The sequence below is a fragment of the Sorangium sp. So ce295 genome (assembly GCF_051527405.1).
In the GTDB taxonomy this organism is placed as follows: Bacteria; Myxococcota_A; Polyangia; order Polyangiales; family Polyangiaceae; genus Sorangium; species Sorangium cellulosum_B.
The window spans coordinates 11,669,127-11,686,484 of the sequence record NZ_CP150324.1; the positions used below are offsets into that span (position 1 = coordinate 11,669,127).

The following is a 17,358-nucleotide window of genomic DNA, read 5'->3' on the forward strand; positions in this document are numbered from 1 at the left end:
CCGCATCCTAGGCTCCATGCCCCCGCGCGCGAGCGCGGGACGGCGGCGCCGAGGGGAGCCCGCAGCGAGCGAGAGCACCCTGCAAGGTGCGCTCGCGACGCCGCCCTCCTCCGCGCCGCCCTCGCGCGATCAGCGCGAGTAGTACTCGACGACCAGCTGCTCGCGGATCTCCGGCTCGTTGAGATCCTCGCGGATCGGCGCGCCCTTGACCGCACCGGTGAACGCCGCGCGATCCACGTCGATCCAGCTCGCGACCGGCCGCTTGTCCGCGCCGCCGATCGAAGCGAGGACGCTCTTGAACTTGCGCGCCCCCTCGGTGAGCTCGACCCGGTCACCCGCCCGCACGACGTAGCTCGGGATGTCGAGCCGCTTGCCGTTCACGTTCACGTGCCCGTGCCGGACGAGCTGGCGCGCCTCGGCGCGGGACGAGCCGAAGCCCATCCGGTGCACCACGTTGTCGAGCCGCCGCTCCAGCAGCCCGAGCATCTCCTCGCCCGTCCGGCCCTTGCGCCGGTTGGCCTCCTGGAAATACCCGCTGAACTGCCGCTCGAGCACGCCGTAGATGCGACGCACCTTTTGCTTCTCGCGCAGGCGCACCGCGTACTCGCTCAGCTTGATGCGCCCCTGGCCGTGCTGGCCCGGGGGATACGGGCGCCGCGTGTACGCGCACTTCTCGGAGTAGCACCGCTCGCCCTTGAGGTAGAGCTTCATCCCCTCGCGGCGGCAGAGCTTGCAGACCGGACCAATGTAGCGAGCCATCGTGAATTACCTCAAACCCTGCGCCGCTTGGGCGGCCGGCAACCGTTGTGGGGGATCGGCGTGACGTCGCGGATCAGCGTCACCTTGAAGCCAGCGGTCTGGAGCGCACGGAGCGCGCTCTCGCGCCCGGCCCCCGGCCCCTTCACGAACACGGCGACCGAACGCATCCCGTGCTCCTGCGCCCGGCGCGCCGCCTCTTCCGCCGCGAGCTGCGCGGCGAACGGCGTCGACTTGCGCGATCCCTTGAAGCCGCGAGCGCCAGCGGACGACCACGCAATCGCGTTGCCGTTGATGTCCGTGATCGTCACGACCGTGTTGTTGAAGGTCGACTGAATGTGCGCGATACCCGCGGAGACATTCTTCTTGACCTTCTTCTTCTGCTTGGCCTTCGTGGTAGTGGCAGCCGTCTTCGCTTGCGCCATGGCGTCCTAATCCCCGCTCGTCACTTGGTCGCGGCAGGACGCCGCTGCAACATGCCCTTGCGCGGTCCCTTCCGGGTGCGCGCGTTCGTATGCGTCCTCTGCCCGTTCGCCGGGAGCCCGCGCCGGTGGCGGAGCCCTCGGTAGCAGCCGAGGTCCATGAGCCGCTTGATGTTGAGCTGCACCTCGCGCCGCAGGTCGCCCTCGACCTTGTACTCGGCGTCCAGGAGGTCGCGGATCGCCTTCACCTCAGCGTCGCTGAGCTCCTCGACCCGCTTGTTCTGCGGAATGTTGGTCTTCTCGCAGATTTGCAAGGCGAGGGTCCGCCCGATGCCGAACAGGTACGGCAGGGCGTAGGCGACATGCTTCCGACGCGGGAGATCGACACCAGCGATACGAGCCATGGTTACTCCAAACCGAAACGAGGGCGGGCTTCCGCCGAAAGAGCTAGTTCCCCTGGCGCTGCTTGTGGCGGGGGTTCTCGCAGATGATCCGAACGACACCACGCCGCCGGACCACCTTGCACTTGTCGCAGATCTTCTTGACGCTCGGGCGCACCTTCACGGGGAGCCTCCAGATTCCTCAAAAAACTACGTTACTTATGCCGGTACGTGATCCGGCCTCGGCTCGGGTCATACGGCGAGACCTCGACGGTCACGCGGTCGCCCGGCAGGATCTTGATGTAGTACTGCCGCATCCGGCCGCTGATGGTCGCGAGGACGCCGAGGCCGTTGTCCGCCTTCACGCGAAACATGGCGTTCGGCAGGGCCTCTTGAACCACGCCGTCGAACTCGAGCTTGTCGCCCTTCGGTTCCTTCGGCGGTCTGGTCTGATTCTTACGCCTCATTCTCCACCCGAGCCCGGCCGGCCAATGGCCGACAGCACCCTGTGCGTAACTTCTTCAGGCTTCCCGACTCCATCGACGCGATGCAGCAGCTTCTTCTGCTCGTAGAACGGAAGAAGCGCGGCCGTCATCGCCTCGTAGGCGTCGAGACGCTTTGCAACAGCCTCGGGCCGATCATCGGCCCGATGCTCTAGCTCCGCACCGGGGGGCGGCGGATTATAGACGAGATGATATATCTGTCCACTGCGTTTGTCAGTTCGGCGATGGATCAGCCGTTCCTCGAGCAGGGGACGCGCCACGTCCAGCTGGATCACCGCATCAATCCGCTTGCCGCCCTGGTTGGCGCTGGCGAGCAGCTCGTCGAGCGCGTCCGCCTGAGGCACGGTCCTGGGAAATCCGTCCAGCAGGAAGCCGGCGTCGCAGTCGGGCTCGACCGTCCTGCGCGCGATGAGGCCGATAACGGCCTCATCCGGAAGGAGTCCGCCAGAGTCCATGATGTCCAGATAGCGCTTCTCCAAGGTCCCCGACCGCTTTGCCTCGCGCAGCATGTCGCCGGTCGAGATTTGCGGGATGCCGAAGCGTGCGCACAGCAGCTTCGCCTGCGTACCCTTCCCAGCTCCAGGAGGCCCCACCAGAACCAAGATCATTTGCCCTCCATCACGCTTCCGGGAGCCTGCGGCCCCGGATGCGGGTGGCACCGGGGCCCGTCAGCCCCTCGTAGCTCCGCGTGATCAGGTGCGCCTCCAGCTGGTTCACGGTGTCGAGCGCGACGCCGACGACGATCATGAGCGACGTGCCTCCGAAGCCGAAGGGGACACGCAGCAGGTTGCCGACGATCGAGGGCACCACGCACACCGCGGCGACATAGAGCGCGCCGCCCACGGTGATCCGCTGGATCACGCGGTGAATGTAGTCCGCCGTCTGCTTGCCTGGCCTGATCCCGGGGATATTTGCCTGTTGCTTCTTCAGGTTCTCCGCGACGTCCACCGGCTGGAACGTGACGTTCGTGTAGAAGAAGCAGAAGAAGATGATGAGCAGCGCGTAGCCGGTGTTGAAGACCCAGTCCCCCCGGTTGATGATCGCCTGAATCTGCTCGGCCCCGGGGACGTTCATGTTCGCGAGCGTCTGCGGGAACATCAGCAGCGACGACGCGAAGATGGGGGGGATGGTCCCGGACGTGTTCACCTTCAGCGGCAGGTGCGCCGTCTGCCCGCCGTAGACGCGGCGACCGACCTGGCGCCGCGAGTACACGATCGGGATCTGACGCCTGCCGTTCTCGAAGAACGCGATGACGGCGATGACGAACACGATGAACGCGACGATCGCGGCCATCGTCAGGGGCTGGAGATCGCCGGCGTTCTGGGCGAAGTAGTTGCCGACCTCCTCCGGGATGCGCGTGACGATGCTCGCGAAGATCAGGAGCGAGACGCCGTTCGAGACGCCGCGCTCCGTGATCTGCTCGCCGATCCACATCAGGAACGCGGTCCCGGTCGTCAGCGTGATGACCGTCATCAGCTGAAAGCCGATGCCGGGGTGGTTCACGATCCCGGCCCCGGTCTCGCTGCTCGACAGGCCCTCGAGCATCTTCGCGATCGAGAAGGCCTGGAACAGCGAGAGCGCGACCGTGCCGTACCGCGTGTACTGATCGATCCGCCGGCGACCCTGCTCGCCCTCTTTCCGCAGCTCGTCGATGGGCTTGTAGACCATGCCCATGAGCTGCATGATGATCGAGGCCGAGATGTACGGCATGATCCCGAGCGCGAAGATCGACAGGTTCTCCAGCGCGCCGCCCGAGAACATGTTGAAGAAGCTCAGGAGCCCACCGGACTGCTTCGCGACGTACTGCCGCATCGCGTTCCGGTCGACGCCGGGCGTCGTCACGAAGACGCCGACCCGGTAGACCGCGAGCATCACCAGGGTGAAGATCACGCGTCGCCGGAGCTCGGGGATCTTGTGGAAGTTGGTGATTCCCGCGAGGCTGGCCATAGGCGATCCTGGACTCCGGCTTGGTGGGTGCGCGTGCGCGCTGACTACGAGGACGAGGAGTCCGTCGAGCTGCCCTGGGGTGCAGGCGCCGCGAGCACGACCGCCTTGCCCCCCGCCTTCTCGATCTTCTCGACCGCTCCCTTGGAGAAGCGGTGCGCCGTCACCGTGAGCTTCTTCGTGAGCTCACCGTCGCCGAGGATCTTCAGCACGTCGAACCGCCCCTGCACGAGGCGGCGCTCGTGGAGCGCGATCAGATCGACCTGGGCGCCATTGTCGAACGCCTCGAGGTCGCCGACGTTGACGTTGACGACGATGTCCGCGAGCGGGTTGCGGAAGCCACGCTTCGGGAGGCGACGCTGGATCGGCGTCTGCCCGCCCTGAAAGTGCTTCTTGTTGATGTTGCCGCCGGCCCGCGCCTTCTGCCCTTTTTGTCCGCGGCCAGACGTCTTGCCGACGCCCGACCCCACGCCACGGCCAACGCGGAGCCTCTTGGTTACGGCGCCCTCAGGGGCTTGGAGCTTAGAAAGAATGTCCATGTTTCACACTTCCGTACGCGGCGACTCCGCTGGAATGACGATCTCGCTTCTCAGGCCTTCGACGAGGTCGCTCCGTCGGCGACCTCCTCGACCTCGACGAGGTGGAGGACCTTCTTCACCATGCCACGGAACGAGGGCGTGTTCGCGACGACCACCACGGACCCCGGCCCACGCAGGCCGAGCCCCTTGATGATCTTGCGGGTGTGCTCGACCTGGCCGATGTTGCTGGCCTTCTGACGTACCCGGAGCTTCACTGCGAGCCTCCTTCACCGCCGCCGCTCGGTGCGCCACCGCTGCCGCCCGGCTTCCCGGGGGGCGGCGCCACGCTCGCGCGCCGTCGACCCGCGGTGTTCGTGCTACCGCGGCGCTGGTAGTCGAGCGAGTCGAGCTGCATCGACCGCTTCCCGGCGACGCTCTCCGGGCTCTTCAGCCCACGGAGCGCCGCGACGGTCGCGTGCACGACGTTGTGCGGGTTGCTCGTGCCGAGCGACTTCGACAGCACGTCGTGGATCCCCGCCGACTCGACGACGGCGCGCACCGCGCCGCCGGCGATGACGCCCGTCCCAGGGCTGGCCGGCTTCAGCAGGACCTTGCCCGCCCCGACGTGGCCGAACGAGTCGTGCGGGATGGTCACGCCGTCCAGGGGAATGCGGAACAGGTTCTTGCGAGCCTGATCGTTCCCCTTGCGGATGGCCTCCGGCACCTCGTTCGCCTTGCCCAGGCCGATGCCCACGTGCCCCGCTTCGTCGCCCACCACGACCAGCGCCGAGAAGCTGAAGCGCCGGCCGCCCTTGACGACCTTGGCGACGCGGTTGATGTGGATGACTCGCTCTTTCAGCTTCTCTTCGTCGACATGATCGAACGCCATAACCGTCCTCTATCACGTTCTCCGCCGCGGCAGTTGACCGCGCCCGCCGCCCTCACCATCAGGGCAGCGGCTGTGGGAGTCAGAAATCGAGACCTGCCTCGCGCGCCGCCTGGGCGAGGGCGCTGACGCGCCCATGATACAGATAGCCGTTGCGGTCGAAGACGACCTTGTCGATCTGCCTCTCCTTGCAGATCCTCGCGATCAGAGCCCCGACCTTCTTCGCCGCCTCGACCTTGTTGTCCTCGTCGAGGGAGCCCTTGAGGTCCTTCGACAGCGTCGAAGCGTGGGCGAGGGTCTTGCCGCTCACGTCGTCGATGACCTGCGCGTAAATGTGCTTCGAGCTGCGGAAGACGCTGAGGCGCGGGCGCTCCGGCGTCCCCTCGACCTTCTTGCGGATACGGAGCTTCCGGCGCTCCCGACCGACGATTTTCATGCCCATGACCGTCTCGTCCCTCGGTGCAGCGGCGTACACGCCGCCGCTCGCCTTTACTTCTTGCCGCCCTTGCCGGCCTTGCCAGCCTTCTCCCGCACGCGCTCGCCGCGGTAACGGACGCCCTTGCCGCCGTACGGCTCCGGCGGCCTGAAGCCACGGATCGTCGCGGCCGTCTGCCCGATGAGCTCCTTGTCCGCGCCCGTCAGGACCAGGACGGTGCCCTTCGAGTCCGCCGGGATCGTCGCCGTGAGCCCCGTGGGCACCGGGAACGTCACCGGGTGGGAGAAGCCGAGGGCGAAGTTCAGCGTCGTGCCCTTGAGCTCGACGCGATAGCCGGTCCCCTTGAGCTCGAGCGTCCGCTCGTAGCCCTCGGCGACGCCCTTCACCATCGCGGCCACGAGCGCCCGCGTGAGGCCCTGGAGGCGCGACCCGTCGCGCCCCGGCGCCACCGAGCTCACGTGCAGCTTGCTGCCCTCGAGCTTGATGTCCACCTTGTCGGTGATCGCGCGGGAGAGCTGGCCCTTCGGGCCCTTGACGTCGATCTTCCGGCCGTTGACGGTCGCGGTGACCCCCTTCGGCAGATCGATCGGGCGCTTGCCAACGCGCGACGTCTTCGGAGCGAGCCGGCTGTCACCGTTCGCGGGCTGGGCTGCGTTCGCCTGAGCTTCCATCACCACACCTCGCAGATCAGCTCGCCACCCATCTTGAGGCGGCGCGCATCCCTGTCGCTCATGAGCCCGCGGGACGTGCTCAGGATCGAGATCCCGAGCCCGCTGAACACGCGCGGGATCCTGTCGTGACGCACGTACACGCGGCGCCCGGGGCGGGAGACGCGGCGCACGCCGTCGATCGCGCTCTGTCGATCGCGCCCGTACTTCAGCACGATCGTGAGCTTCTTGGGACCCTCGCCCTCGGTCTCGCGCACGTCGGCGATGAAGCCCTCGGACTTGAGGATCTCCGCGACCGCGGCCTTGATGCGGCTCGCGGGGACCTCGGTCCTGTCGTGCCGCGCGAGCGCCGCGTTGCGAATGCGGGTCAGCATGTCGGCGATGGGATCGGTCATCATAGAATCACCAGCTGGCCTTGATCACACCAGGGAGCTCACCACGGAGCGCGAACAACCGAAGGCAGACGCGGCAGAGCTCGAAGTCGCGGTAGTAAGCGCGCGCGCGCCCGCACACCTTGCAACGGTTCTTGTGCCGCGTAGAAAACTTCGGCGGACGGTTCAGCTTCGCAAACTCTTTTGCACGGGCCATCGAAAATCCCTCAATGCCGGAACGGGATGCCAAGCTCGGTCAGGAGCGCGCGTCCTTCTTCGTCCGTCTTCGCCGTGGTCACGAACGAGATGTTGAGCCCCTTCACGACATCGATCTTGTCGTAGTCGATCTCGGGGAAGATGATCTGCTCGCGCAGGCCCATCGTGAAGTTACCCTTGCCGTCGAACCCCTTCGGGCTCACGCCCTTGAAGTCGCGAACACGCGGGAGAGAGAACGCGATCAGGCGATCCACGAACTCCCACATCCGCTCGGCACGCAGGGTCACCATCACCCCGATGGGCAGGTTCTCGCGCAGCTTGAAGGTCGCGATCGACTTCCGGGCCCGGGTCACCACCGGCTTCTGGCCGGAGATCGCCCGCATATCCTCGACGGCGGAGTCGATGATCTTCGGGTTCTGCACCGCGGCGCCGAGCCCCATGTTGATGACCACCTTCTGCAGGCGGGGCACCATCATCGGGTTCTTGTAGCCGAACTTCTTCGCAAGCGCGGCCGTCACGCTCTTCCTGTAGTGCGTGCGGAGCCGCGGCGCGTAGTTCGGGTCGCGCGGGCGCTCCTCGGTCGGCCCGGAGGCCTCTGCCTCGGCGCCCTTGGCCTTCGCGCCCTTGGCTTCCTTGCTCTTGGCGGGCGCCTGCGGCTTGGCCTGCTGCGACTTGGGCTTGTCCTTGCCCTTGCCGGCGTCCTTGGCCGCCTTGTCCTTGTCCTTCTTGTCCGCCATGGCTAGCCCACACCGATCGCGCTGCCGCTCTTGCCGACGCGCGTCTTCTTGCCGTCCTCACCGACGCGGACCTTCACGCGCGTCGGCTTGCCCGTCGCCGGATCGACCGGCATGACATTCGAGGCGTGAATCGGCGCCTCCTTGGTGATCTTCCCACCCTCCTGGTTGCGAGGCGTGGGCCGCTGGTGGCGGGTCACCGTGTTCAGGCCTTCCACGACCACGCGATCCTCGTCAGCGAGGATCTTGGTGATCCGGCCCTGCTTCCCCTCCTCCTTGCCGCTGATGACCTGCACGAGGTCACCGACCCTGAGGCGCTTCATCAGAGGACCTCCGGAGCGAGAGAGATGATCTTCATGAACTTCTTCGCGCGGAGCTCACGAGCGACCGGCCCGAAGATACGGGTACCGATCGGCTCCTTCTCCTTGTTGATGAGGACCGCGCTGTTCCCGTCGAACTTGATGTAGCTGCCGTCCGAGCGCTGGTACTCCCGGGCGGTGCGGACGACGACGGCGCGCGCCGTCTCGCCCTTCTTCACCTTGGTGCCCGGCAACGCCTCCTTGATCGAGACGACGATGACGTCGCCGAGGGCGGCGTACTTGCGGCGCGAGCCGCCGAGCACCTTGATGCACTTCACGATTCGGGCGCCGGAGTTGTCCGCGACCTCGAGATGCGTCGACACCTGGATCATGGCGCTACTCCTCCACCGGGCGGGCAACGAGCTTGGTCACGAGCCACCGCTTGTCGCGGGAGATCGGCCTGTGCTCCGTGATCTCGACGCGATCGCCCACCTTGTACTGGTTCGTCTCGTCGTGCGCCTTGTAGCGCTCCCGCTGACGGACGTACTTCTTGTACACAGGGTCGAGCGCGTTCCGGATGACCTCGACGGTGACCGTCTTGTTCATCTTGTCGCTGGTCACCTTGCCGACCAGCTTGCGCCGGAAGCCGTGCGCCTTCGCCTCGGTCTCGGCCTGCGCAGGCGCCGCGGCTGCCAGCTCGGGCGCCGCAGCGGCCGGCTGCTGGGTCTCTGCCTTCTTCTTCGCCATGGCTACGCCTTCTCCTCGGCACGCGTGCGCTGCGTGAGGATCGTCTTCACCCGCGCGAGATCCCGCTTCGCCTTGCGGATCGTCGCCGTGTCGTTCAGCCGATTCGTGAAATTCTTGAACCGCGCCTCGAACAGGCCCGCCGCCAGAGACTTCTCGAGCTCGCGCAGGTGCTCGGTGGTGCGTTCACGCAAATCCTTCGCCTTCATCGCCTACCTCACGTCAGCCCGCGGGCGAGGAACTTGCACTGCATCGGGAGCTTGTGCGACGCGAGGCGGAACGCCTCCTTCGCAGTCTCCTCGCTCACGCCGCTGATCTCGTACATCACGCGGCCCGGCTGCACGAGCGCGCACCACTCCTCGGGCGCGCCCTTGCCCCCACCCATGCGGACCTCGAGCGGCTTCTTCGTCACCGGGCGGTCCGGGAAGATGCGGATCCAGAGCTTGCCCGCGCGCTTCACGTGCCGCTGGATCGCCATACGAGCCGCCTCGATCTGCCGCGAGGTGACGCGGGCAGGCTCGACGCACTGGAGCGCAAAGTCGCCGAAGGAGACGTCGCTGCCCGTCATGGCGAGGCCGCGGTTGTTCCCCTTCTGCATCTTGCGGAACTTGGTTCGCTTCGGAGACAGCATTCTGCAATCCCTCTACTGGATCCGGCGCGCCTTACGCTGCAGGACCTCGCCCTTGAACATCCAGACCTTCACGCCGATGATGCCGACCTTCGTCTTCGCCTCGGCCAGGCCGAACTCGATGTCGGCGCGGAGCGTGTGCAGCGGCACCCGGCCCTCGCGGTAGGTCTCGACGCGGCTCATCTCGCTGCCACCGAGCCTGCCGGCGCAGCGCACGCGGATGCCCTTCGCGCCGAACTTCATCGCGGTGGCCACCGCCTTCTTCATCGCCCGGCGGAACGCGATCCGGCGCTCGAGCTGCGTCGCGATGTTCTCGGCGACGAGCTGCGCGTTGGTCTCGGCCTTCCGGACCTCCTGCACGTCGATGAACACCTCGTTGTCGGTGAACGACGACACGCCGGGGAAGAGCGTCTCACCCTTCGACGCGGTGCCGACGTTCCCGCTCTTCAGCGTCTCGATGCCCTTGCCGCCCTTGCCGATCACCATGCCGGGGCGGGCGGTGAAGACGATCACCTTCGCGCGGTTGGCGGCGCGCTCGATCTCCACGCCGGCGATGTTGGCGTTGTAGAGGTACTGCTTGATCGCGCGCTTGATGCGGATGTCCTGGTGGAGCCACTTCTGATACGCAGCGCCGTCCTCGTACCACTTGCTGCTCCACGTCTTGATGACACCGACGCGGAAGCCATACGGATGGGTCTTTTGTCCCATATCGGCAGGTCCTCTACTTACTTTCTCTCGTCGACTTCGATGACGATGTGCGACACGCCCTTGGTGATCCGGGTCGCACGGCCCATCGCGCGCGGCCGCCAGCGGCGGTTGAACTTGTTCGGCCCCTTGTCGACGGTGGCCTTGCTGATGAAGAGCGCGTCGATGTCCGCGCCCGCCTGCTGGGCGTTCGCGACCGCGCTCTCGATGATCTTCCGCAGGACGGGGGCTCCGCTCTTCTGCGTGAACGAGAGCAGCTGGATCGCCTCGTCCGCGTCGCGACCTCGAACGAGATCGGCGATCATGCGAGCCTTGCGCGGGGCGATCCGCGAAAACATCGCACTGGCTTTGCTTACCATTCGAGACACCTCGCGACACCGGCGGGCGGAGTGACTCCGTACCGGGTTTCGGTTCACTGCGAACCGGTTGCACCGTCGTACGCTTCCGGTCCCAGCCCGACGTCCATCGACGTGGGCCCCCTTCGCGTCACCGGGGGGGTTCCCGCGGCGGCCGAAGGGGCGGAGCTGGGATCGAAGCGCCGTTACGGCTCTTCTACTGGGAGACCGGGAGGACACCCGATCGCCCGGGAAAACGGAGCGCGGTGATTACCAGCGGGAGGGGCGGTACGCAAGCGCGATCCTTCCGCTCCCTTTCAGTTTGTTTCGCGCGTCCCCGCGGGCTGAGCAGCTTTTCAGATCCTCCTGAACGGACGTCGGGGGGCTCCGGGCATGCCGAGCCTGGTGCCCGGGCAGACGGACGGACGAACACGAGGCTGAAATCTGTTCTTGACACTGACGAAATGCAGCTGAAACAAGCTGTCGACGGCGGCCTGAGCCGTCGACGGCGGAGGTGCACCCCCGGAGCGTCGACGTCGGACGGCTGGACCAGGCCGAAGAGCAGGATTGCGAGGGGAATAGGGGAGCCCCAGGTTCAGTCGAACGCACCAGGCCGTGGAACTCTTCCCTGACATTGTAGGAGGCAACGTGACCATGCTTGCTCGCCATCGCCATTCTTTCCTCGCGCTTACCTTCATCTTGCCCGCCATCTACACCGGCTGCGTCGTGACCACGGAGGACACCGACAACGAGGTGGACCAGACGGTCGGCCCCGGCGTCACCCACGGGTCCACGAGCAGCGGCGGCGACGGCGGCACCGGCGGCCAGGGCGGCGATGGCGGCCAGGGCGGCGACGGCGGCACCGGCGGCGACGGCGGCCAGGGCGGCACCGGCGGCGACGGCGGCCAGGGCGGCACCGGCGGCAGCGACGCCTGCATCGAGGCGTCGGACGGCAACCTCACGGTCGCGGCCTGCGACGAGCTCAACATCTCGCCTGCGCAGGGGGCGACGAGCCAGTGCGGCGCGAACCGCGACGAGGACCCGATCGGCTACGGGCTCTGCAAGCACGGCTTCGCCGTCTTCTCCCCGGGTCACGCTGCGGACCTCGTGGACTGCCTGAGCGACATCGGCGTGGAGCGGGCGTGCGATGTGGATCCCGTTCAAGCGTGCATGAACCGCACGTACGCCAACGCGTGCCCGCACCAGGCCGACGAGATCTGCGACACCATCTCCGACTTCTGCGACGCCGGCACGTTCGACACCGCCAAGTGCGCGGCTCAGATGAACCCCCTCAACCGAGATGCAGCGGACGATCTCGTCGCGTGCATGAACGACAACCCGAATGTCTCCTGCCAGGAGGCTTACGACGCATGCTACGAGGAGATCATGGCCTTCGACTGACCCGGCCGCCGCCACGGGTGCACGGCCTGCGCGCCCACCGTGCGCGCTCTGCTCTCGCCGTTCTTTTCCCCTGGCATTCGACGCACACCAGATGACCTCTGGGCCTCTCACCAGCCCACACCCACCTTAGCGCCCCGGCGCGCGCACCCTCTCATGTAGGCCCGTTCGGGGAGCCCCCGAGCGCGGTATTCGGTTGCAAAAAAGATCGCGGGAAGGGATCCTCGGCTCCTCCGTGGCCAAGGACTCCTCCCGCCCGCGCCTGGCAGCCTCCGTTCCGCGATCGTCGGGGGCGCGTCCATTCCGCGGTGGAGCGCTGCTCGGCGTGCTCGTCGCGTCGGCCGGCTGTGCTCCGGGGTCGACGACAGCGGAGCAGATCACGCCGCGCCTGATGGTGCGCGCCTCGCTCGAGGGCACCGCCGCCGTCCCGACGGAAAGGCGCATCAAGGCCAAGGAGAGCGCGCTCGCTGCCGTCAAGGACAGCGCAACGCTCGCCTCGGGGATGGAGTCCGAGATCGGCGCCATCCCGATGTCCTCCTCGACGGCCAGCGCGCGCTGCCCCGCGGAGATGTCCCTCGTCGACGATCGCGTGTGCGTCGACCGCTGGGAGGGCGCGCTGGTCGAGGTGACGCCCAGCGGTGAGCGCCCCTGGTCGCCCTACGATCCGATTGACGGGAACGAGCGCCGCGTCCGCGCCGTGTCCTGGCAGGGGGTCATCCCCCAGGGCTACATCAGCGGGCGGCAGGCCAAGATGGCGTGCGCGGCCTCGGGCAAGCGCCTGTGCACCTCGGAGGAGTGGGTGACCGCCTGCCGAGGGCCGGACGACACGACGTTTCCCTACGGCGCGCTCCGCCAGCAGGCCGTGTGCAACGATGACGAGCGACGGGTTCACCCCGTCGCCGAGATCGCCGCGCTGCTCGACATCAAGCCCGAGGAGCGCTGGACGACGGCGATGAACAACCCGCTCATCAACCAGCTGTCCCAGGCGCTGCTCCCGACGGGCGAGCGCGCGGGATGCACCAACGCCTACGGCGTGTTCGACATGGTAGGCAACCTCCACGAGTGGGTCGATGATCCGAGCGGCACCTTCCGTGGCGGCTATTTCATGGACACGACGCGCAACGGCGAGGGCTGCAAATATGCCACGACCGCCCACTCCTTCGGCTACCACGACTACTCGACGGGCTTCCGGTGCTGCATGGATCCGGAGCAGGCCGACTAGTGCTGGCCGCGCGGCGTGCGGCCGGCAGGATAGCGGGGGCGCAGGTTGGTGTGATACGGGCTCAGCCGCTAGGCAGACGAGTAAGGCGTACGAAGGTACGCCGCAACGAGCCGAACGACGCAGATGAGCCTGGAGCGCGCGAACCCGCACCCCGCTATGGGGCAGACGCGAATCGAACGCGGAGCTCGGGGCGATGCAGCGGGGAGACAGGGCGGTCGCCGCGCGCGCATCTCGCCGTGACGCCACGGGCGCTTCGACAAGACGGCTCGGGCGCGACGCGAGCGAGCGTGCGAGTCGTGGAGGAGCCAGGGCCGACGCGCAGCAAGCCAGGGCGACACCAGCGAAGAGATTGCCGATGCCCGACTCCATAGTGAGCGCGCCCACGCGGCGCCGCGCCGCCGCGACCGCCCTTGCCGCCCTGACGGCCCTCCTGGCGCTCGGTTGCGGGAAGAAGGAAAAGGCAGCGCCCATCACCGTCCCGCCGCCCCCGGGCGCGGCGTCCTCGGATGAGCTCACCACCGCCATTGGCCAGGCGCGTGGCATCGATTCGGCGCTCGCGCCGTCGTCGACGCGATGGCGACGGGCGTTCGTGCTCGATGAGCGGCGAGCCGTGGTGACAGGAGAGGTCGAGAACGAGGCGATCGCGCTCGTGACCGAGAACGCCGGCCGGACCTGGCGATCTCTGCGGCGCGTCCGCGAGGGGTGGTCGACCTGGTCGGTCGGCGGAGACGGCGCCACGGTGCTCACCACCGGTCCGCGTGGCCCGGCTCTCCCGACGGAGACACGAGGGAATCGAGGGACGCCGTCCGCGCTGGACCCGCCGAGTCTCTTCTTCGCTCCGTTCGAGGCGACCGACCTCTCGGCGCCTTCACCGGTCACGCTTCCAGCGCTGAGCCGCGGAGCGCGGCCGCTGGTGAACGCTGTGCCCGCGGTGCTCTCCGCCGAGAGCGCCGCGCTGCTCGTGGAGCCCAAGCCTCGGCACGCGACCCTCGTCTATGCGGGGCCGGCGGGCGCCGAGCCGGTGCCTCCCGTCCCGCTCCCCACGCAGGAACAAGCGCTGCCCGTGCCTTATGGCCGCCCACCGATGCTCCTGTCGGTGCGCGGGCGCAGCCTCCTCGTGCGGCCCGTCCCCGCGCCGGGGAAGCCGCTCGACGCACCGAAGAGCGTCGAGGGACTCGCGATGAGCCCAGCGGCCATCGCCGCGCTCTCCACGACACCAGCATGCGACTTCGCCGGCTGGTCGATCCAGCTCGTTCCTCAGCCGCCCGACAAGACCGCCGTGGTCGCCGTCTCCGCTGCCCAGACAGCCGTGCTGAAGCTCCCGGCGAAAGCCCCGCCCGGAGCGTCGGTCGGCTGCGCGGCCGATCGGATCATGGTCGAAGTCATGACGCCCACAACCGGAGAGCCCACGCTCGCTACGTGCACCCTCCAAGGCACCTGCGTCATCGCCGAGAAGCCGCCCTTTCGACCCTGGTTGGAGCCGCATGAACGGTCTATCGCCCTGGCGCCCACACGCGAAGGCGTCACCGCAGTGCTGACCTCCCGCGCGGCAGCGCGATGGGGGCTCCATATCGCGATCGCGCAACCGCCGGAGGTGGGCAAGCTCTACGACGTCCCCAGGGTAATCGGCGAAGCCACGGGCGAGCGCGGCCGTATCGAGCTAGGAGCCCTCCTCTCGTTCGGAAATCGACTCTTGATGCTCCTCCAAGCGGATGTCACCGGGACATCGCGCCGCGGCTGGTACGTCGTGGCCTCCGATGATGGCGGGCTCACCTGGAGCCCGCCCTGAGCTCCGTCTCGAACGGGATAGTCATTCCAAACGCAGCGCGTCAGCACAGCGTGCATCCCATCTGATGCTGACGTGCGCGGTGGTCCCCAGACCTACTTCGGAGGAGCGGCAGCCGGAGCGACGCGCTTGCGCCCCTTGACGCTCGGCTTCTTCACGACAGGCGCAGGCCCAGCCGCGGTCTTGCGCGCGTTCGCGCTCGCCTGCTCGGCGGTCTTCGCGTCGCCTGCATAGCGGGCGAAGCGACGGTCGCCACCTTGGAAAATCCGCTTCTCCAGCTTCAGCTCCTTCAGCGCGGCGGCGGCGCGGGTCTGCGGGATACCCGCCTGCTTCGCCACCTCGCTCGCGCTGACGCCAGAGCTCGCTTTGACGACGCGCTCGACGGCATCCAACGTCTCCTGACGCTCCGCCGAGGCGGCCGGCGACTTGCGCGGGCGACCAGGCCGACGCTTCGGCGCGGCGCCGCGCTTGGCCGCGACGGAAGACGTTTTGGACTGGACCGCTCCAGCAGCGCGGGCGCGCGCGCGGCCGCGGCGCGGCGCCGCAGGAGGAACCAACGGCGCTTCCCCTGTCACGGCGCCCAGCTGATTCTTGACGAGCGCGAGGATCGCCTCGTCCGGCATTTTCCGCACGAGGTTTACAATCTGCTGTGAAAAGGCGTCCGTTGCCATGTGCTCTCCCTCGTCGCCGAATCCAGCTCGGCGGTTGGATACGACTATGCCGTTGCCACTTGCCTGGTCAAGCGAATTGAGGATAGCGGACCGTCTTTTCTTTCAATAGGCGCTGCGGGCGGGCTCAATCGGAGAGCTCATTGGACGGGACGGCCCCGAACGGCTGGGCTGCTTTGCTCGACAGGCGCCGAGCGATGAAACCCCCGCAGCGTCGATTGATGGCCGAGACCCCTCCCCCGCGCGGGACGGCCCCTGGCCGCGCCAATCCTCACTCGGCCCCCTTGACGATGCACCGCGGCATTGCGTGTCTCGGGTGCTCAGGTCTGGGCAGGTAAGCACCGTCCGAGAACCGAGCAACCCCGCGTCGCGGGGCCGCGCCCGTCACGGGCGGCAATGCGGGCACGCGCACATCCGCGAGGTGCAGCGACCCGACGCGAGCCTCGCCAGCCCCAATCATTGAAGCGCCTCACGCAGGGTGCGACCGCCTGGCGACCACACACATGCGGCCGGCGCGTGGCTACATTGCACGCCCCGGGCGCACGACTGACCTATGCGGAGGCCTGATAGGATGCCCCGCTCGACAGGTGGGGCGCAGCACGGACGCTTCGCTATGAGCGCCGGCGGGCCGGGACTCCGGGTCGAGCTCTCTGCCCGACATCCGCTCATCACGCCGGGGATTGCGCGGACCCACGCTGACCGCCCGATCGCGCGCCAACCCGCCGAGCTCTTCGAAATGACGACTCTGCGCCGGTCCCGTCGCCGGAGGCGCGCTCGGGCCGCGCAGCGCCGCTCTCAACATCACGCGCGCGGCCGCCGCCCGCGGCTCCAGCTGGGTAGGCGCCTCAAGGCCGTCGTGTCCGGCGGACCGGTGTGCACGCGCGGCTGGAGCCGGCCCGCTCCGCCTCGACTTCTTCAAACGCCTTCCTGTCCATATCTACATCTACGACGCCCAGGACCCACCCCGCCCCCGCCCGACCTCCGTCCGACCGGCTGCCGAGATTGACCAGCCGCCGACAATCGGTTGACACGCGCGTCGGCCGCGGAGAAGGATGCGCGCATGTCGCTGGTGCGCGTGCTCGAGCCAGAGGTCATGGATACCGACGAGGACGCGCTGGCCTACGACAGCATGGATCACGCCGCCGTGAACACGGCGTTCTGCGACGCGCTCCTCTCCCACAACCCCGGTCTCGCATACGCCCTCGACGTCGGCACAGGGACGTGCCTGTTGCCCATCGAGCTTTGCAGGCGCGCCCCCGCCGCGCGGATCAAGGCGATCGATCTCTCCGCGGCGATGCTCGAACTCGGGCGCCGCCATGTCGAGCAGGCCGGGCTCACCGAGGCCATCGCGCTCGCGCTCGTGGATGCCAAGGCGCTGCCTGAACCGGATGAGACGTTTTCAGCCGTGCTCTCGAACAGCATCGTCCACCACGTCCCGGAGCCAGCGCAGGTGCTGCGCGAGATGCTCCGCGTCCTCCAGCCCGGGGGGCTCCTGTTCGTGCGGGACCTGGTCCGTCCGGAAGACGAGGCGTCGATCGCCGCCCTCGTCGACACGTACGCAGCGAACGACACGGCGTACCAGCGAGCCCTCTTCGACGCGTCGCTGCGCGCGGCGCTCTCGCTCGACGAGGTGCGTGAGGTGCTGCGCTCGCTCCGGATTCCCCCCGAATGCGCGCAGATGACGAGCGACCGGCACTGGACCCTCGCGTTCCGCAGGGCCTCCTGAGCCCAAGGCGCCG

General features: G+C 67.8%; 26 protein-coding genes and 1 pseudogene. 4 read left to right on the forward strand and 23 right to left on the reverse strand.

The window, feature by feature from the left end:
• Positions 1-129: 129 nt before the first annotated feature.
• From rpsD to rplV, 22 genes and pseudogenes are all read right to left on the reverse strand, one after another.
• Positions 130-759 carry a 30S ribosomal protein S4 gene (rpsD, locus tag WMF11_RS44250; protein WP_437546525.1) on the reverse strand — a complete coding sequence of 210 codons (630 nt, stop codon included), beginning with the start codon at positions 757-759 and terminating at the stop codon, positions 130-132.
• Positions 760-770: 11 nt separating this feature from the next.
• On the reverse strand, positions 771-1,181 hold the full coding sequence (gene rpsK, locus WMF11_RS44255; RefSeq protein ID WP_012240547.1) for a 30S ribosomal protein S11: 411 nt from the start codon (positions 1,179-1,181) through the stop codon (positions 771-773).
• Positions 1,182-1,201: 20 nt separating this feature from the next.
• A complete protein-coding gene (gene rpsM, locus WMF11_RS44260; RefSeq protein ID WP_012240548.1) occupies positions 1,202-1,582 on the reverse strand; it encodes a 30S ribosomal protein S13 in 381 nt (126 codons plus the stop codon).
• Between the two features lie 43 nt (positions 1,583-1,625).
• The gene (gene rpmJ / locus WMF11_RS44265; protein ID WP_012240549.1) at positions 1,626-1,742 is read right to left on the reverse strand and encodes a 50S ribosomal protein L36; all 117 of its coding nucleotides are present in this window, start codon (positions 1,740-1,742) and stop codon (positions 1,626-1,628) included.
• A 31-nt stretch (positions 1,743-1,773) separates the two neighbouring features.
• On the reverse strand, positions 1,774-2,025 hold the full coding sequence (gene infA / locus WMF11_RS44270) for a translation initiation factor IF-1 (protein ID WP_012240550.1): 252 nt from the start codon (positions 2,023-2,025) through the stop codon (positions 1,774-1,776).
• Positions 2,022-2,669, reverse strand: a complete 648-nt coding sequence (locus WMF11_RS44275) for an adenylate kinase (RefSeq protein WP_437546528.1) — start codon at positions 2,667-2,669, stop codon at positions 2,022-2,024. Before WMF11_RS44275 ends, infA begins: the two co-directional genes overlap by 4 nt.
• A gap of 10 nt (positions 2,670-2,679) precedes the next feature.
• The gene (secY, locus tag WMF11_RS44280) at positions 2,680-4,008 is read right to left on the reverse strand and encodes a preprotein translocase subunit SecY (RefSeq protein ID WP_437546530.1); all 1,329 of its coding nucleotides are present in this window, start codon (positions 4,006-4,008) and stop codon (positions 2,680-2,682) included.
• 44 nt (positions 4,009-4,052) lie between these two features.
• A complete protein-coding gene (gene rplO / locus WMF11_RS44285) occupies positions 4,053-4,544 on the reverse strand; it encodes a 50S ribosomal protein L15 (protein ID WP_437546532.1) in 492 nt (163 codons plus the stop codon).
• Between the two features lie 50 nt (positions 4,545-4,594).
• Positions 4,595-4,798: a 50S ribosomal protein L30 gene (gene rpmD / locus WMF11_RS44290; protein ID WP_437295775.1), complete on the reverse strand. Its 204-nt coding sequence runs from the start codon at positions 4,796-4,798 to the stop codon at positions 4,595-4,597.
• A gap of 134 nt (positions 4,799-4,932) precedes the next feature.
• Positions 4,933-5,412 (reverse strand): annotated as a pseudogene (gene rpsE, locus WMF11_RS44295) (30S ribosomal protein S5); the annotation flags it as partial.
• A gap of 79 nt (positions 5,413-5,491) precedes the next feature.
• Positions 5,492-5,851, reverse strand: a complete 360-nt coding sequence (gene rplR / locus WMF11_RS44300) for a 50S ribosomal protein L18 (RefSeq protein WP_012240556.1) — start codon at positions 5,849-5,851, stop codon at positions 5,492-5,494.
• 47 nt (positions 5,852-5,898) lie between these two features.
• Positions 5,899-6,516, reverse strand: coding sequence for a 50S ribosomal protein L6 (gene rplF, locus WMF11_RS44305; RefSeq protein ID WP_437277607.1), 618 nt, complete (start codon positions 6,514-6,516; stop codon positions 5,899-5,901).
• Positions 6,516-6,911 (reverse strand): 30S ribosomal protein S8, encoded by a 396-nt coding sequence (gene rpsH / locus WMF11_RS44310; RefSeq protein ID WP_012240558.1) that lies wholly within the window; start codon positions 6,909-6,911, stop codon positions 6,516-6,518. The genes rplF and rpsH overlap by 1 nt, the downstream gene beginning before the upstream one ends.
• A gap of 4 nt (positions 6,912-6,915) precedes the next feature.
• Positions 6,916-7,101 carry a type Z 30S ribosomal protein S14 gene (locus tag WMF11_RS44315; protein ID WP_012240559.1) on the reverse strand — a complete coding sequence of 62 codons (186 nt, stop codon included), beginning with the start codon at positions 7,099-7,101 and terminating at the stop codon, positions 6,916-6,918.
• A gap of 10 nt (positions 7,102-7,111) precedes the next feature.
• The gene (gene rplE / locus WMF11_RS44320) at positions 7,112-7,837 is read right to left on the reverse strand and encodes a 50S ribosomal protein L5 (RefSeq protein ID WP_437546534.1); all 726 of its coding nucleotides are present in this window, start codon (positions 7,835-7,837) and stop codon (positions 7,112-7,114) included.
• 2 nt (positions 7,838-7,839) lie between these two features.
• A complete protein-coding gene (rplX, locus tag WMF11_RS44325) occupies positions 7,840-8,157 on the reverse strand; it encodes a 50S ribosomal protein L24 (protein WP_272102121.1) in 318 nt (105 codons plus the stop codon).
• Positions 8,157-8,525, reverse strand: coding sequence for a 50S ribosomal protein L14 (gene rplN, locus WMF11_RS44330; protein ID WP_012240562.1), 369 nt, complete (start codon positions 8,523-8,525; stop codon positions 8,157-8,159). Before rplN ends, rplX begins: the two co-directional genes overlap by 1 nt.
• A 4-nt stretch (positions 8,526-8,529) precedes the next feature.
• On the reverse strand, positions 8,530-8,829 hold the full coding sequence (gene rpsQ / locus WMF11_RS44335) for a 30S ribosomal protein S17 (protein ID WP_272102908.1): 300 nt from the start codon (positions 8,827-8,829) through the stop codon (positions 8,530-8,532).
• Between the two features lie 53 nt (positions 8,830-8,882).
• Positions 8,883-9,086: a 50S ribosomal protein L29 gene (gene rpmC / locus WMF11_RS44340; protein WP_437482390.1), complete on the reverse strand. Its 204-nt coding sequence runs from the start codon at positions 9,084-9,086 to the stop codon at positions 8,883-8,885.
• An 8-nt stretch (positions 9,087-9,094) separates the two neighbouring features.
• Positions 9,095-9,508, reverse strand: coding sequence for a 50S ribosomal protein L16 (gene rplP, locus WMF11_RS44345; protein ID WP_012240565.1), 414 nt, complete (start codon positions 9,506-9,508; stop codon positions 9,095-9,097).
• A gap of 12 nt (positions 9,509-9,520) precedes the next feature.
• Positions 9,521-10,213, reverse strand: a complete 693-nt coding sequence (gene rpsC / locus WMF11_RS44350; RefSeq protein WP_061609597.1) for a 30S ribosomal protein S3 — start codon at positions 10,211-10,213, stop codon at positions 9,521-9,523.
• Between the two features lie 17 nt (positions 10,214-10,230).
• On the reverse strand, positions 10,231-10,569 hold the full coding sequence (rplV, locus tag WMF11_RS44355; RefSeq protein ID WP_012240567.1) for a 50S ribosomal protein L22: 339 nt from the start codon (positions 10,567-10,569) through the stop codon (positions 10,231-10,233).
• A 630-nt stretch (positions 10,570-11,199) separates the two neighbouring features.
• Here rplV and WMF11_RS44360 point away from each other — a divergent pair.
• From WMF11_RS44360 to WMF11_RS44370, 3 genes are all read left to right on the forward strand, one after another.
• Positions 11,200-11,946: a hypothetical protein gene (locus WMF11_RS44360; protein ID WP_437979394.1), complete on the forward strand. Its 747-nt coding sequence runs from the start codon at positions 11,200-11,202 to the stop codon at positions 11,944-11,946.
• Between the two features lie 322 nt (positions 11,947-12,268).
• On the forward strand, positions 12,269-13,165 hold the full coding sequence (locus WMF11_RS44365) for an SUMF1/EgtB/PvdO family nonheme iron enzyme (RefSeq protein ID WP_437905107.1): 897 nt from the start codon (positions 12,269-12,271) through the stop codon (positions 13,163-13,165).
• 355 nt (positions 13,166-13,520) lie between these two features.
• Positions 13,521-14,954: a hypothetical protein gene (locus WMF11_RS44370; RefSeq protein ID WP_437975045.1), complete on the forward strand. Its 1,434-nt coding sequence runs from the start codon at positions 13,521-13,523 to the stop codon at positions 14,952-14,954.
• A gap of 92 nt (positions 14,955-15,046) precedes the next feature.
• Here the strand turns inward: WMF11_RS44370 and WMF11_RS44375 are convergent, their stop codons facing one another.
• A complete protein-coding gene (locus tag WMF11_RS44375) occupies positions 15,047-15,622 on the reverse strand; it encodes a hypothetical protein (protein WP_437546540.1) in 576 nt (191 codons plus the stop codon).
• A 1,057-nt stretch (positions 15,623-16,679) separates the two neighbouring features.
• On the opposite strand from WMF11_RS44375, the gene WMF11_RS44380 reads away from it, so the two are divergent.
• Complete coding sequence (locus WMF11_RS44380) at positions 16,680-17,345, forward strand: class I SAM-dependent methyltransferase (RefSeq protein ID WP_437975046.1); 666 nt, start codon at positions 16,680-16,682, stop codon at positions 17,343-17,345.
• Positions 17,346-17,358 lie beyond the last annotated feature (13 nt).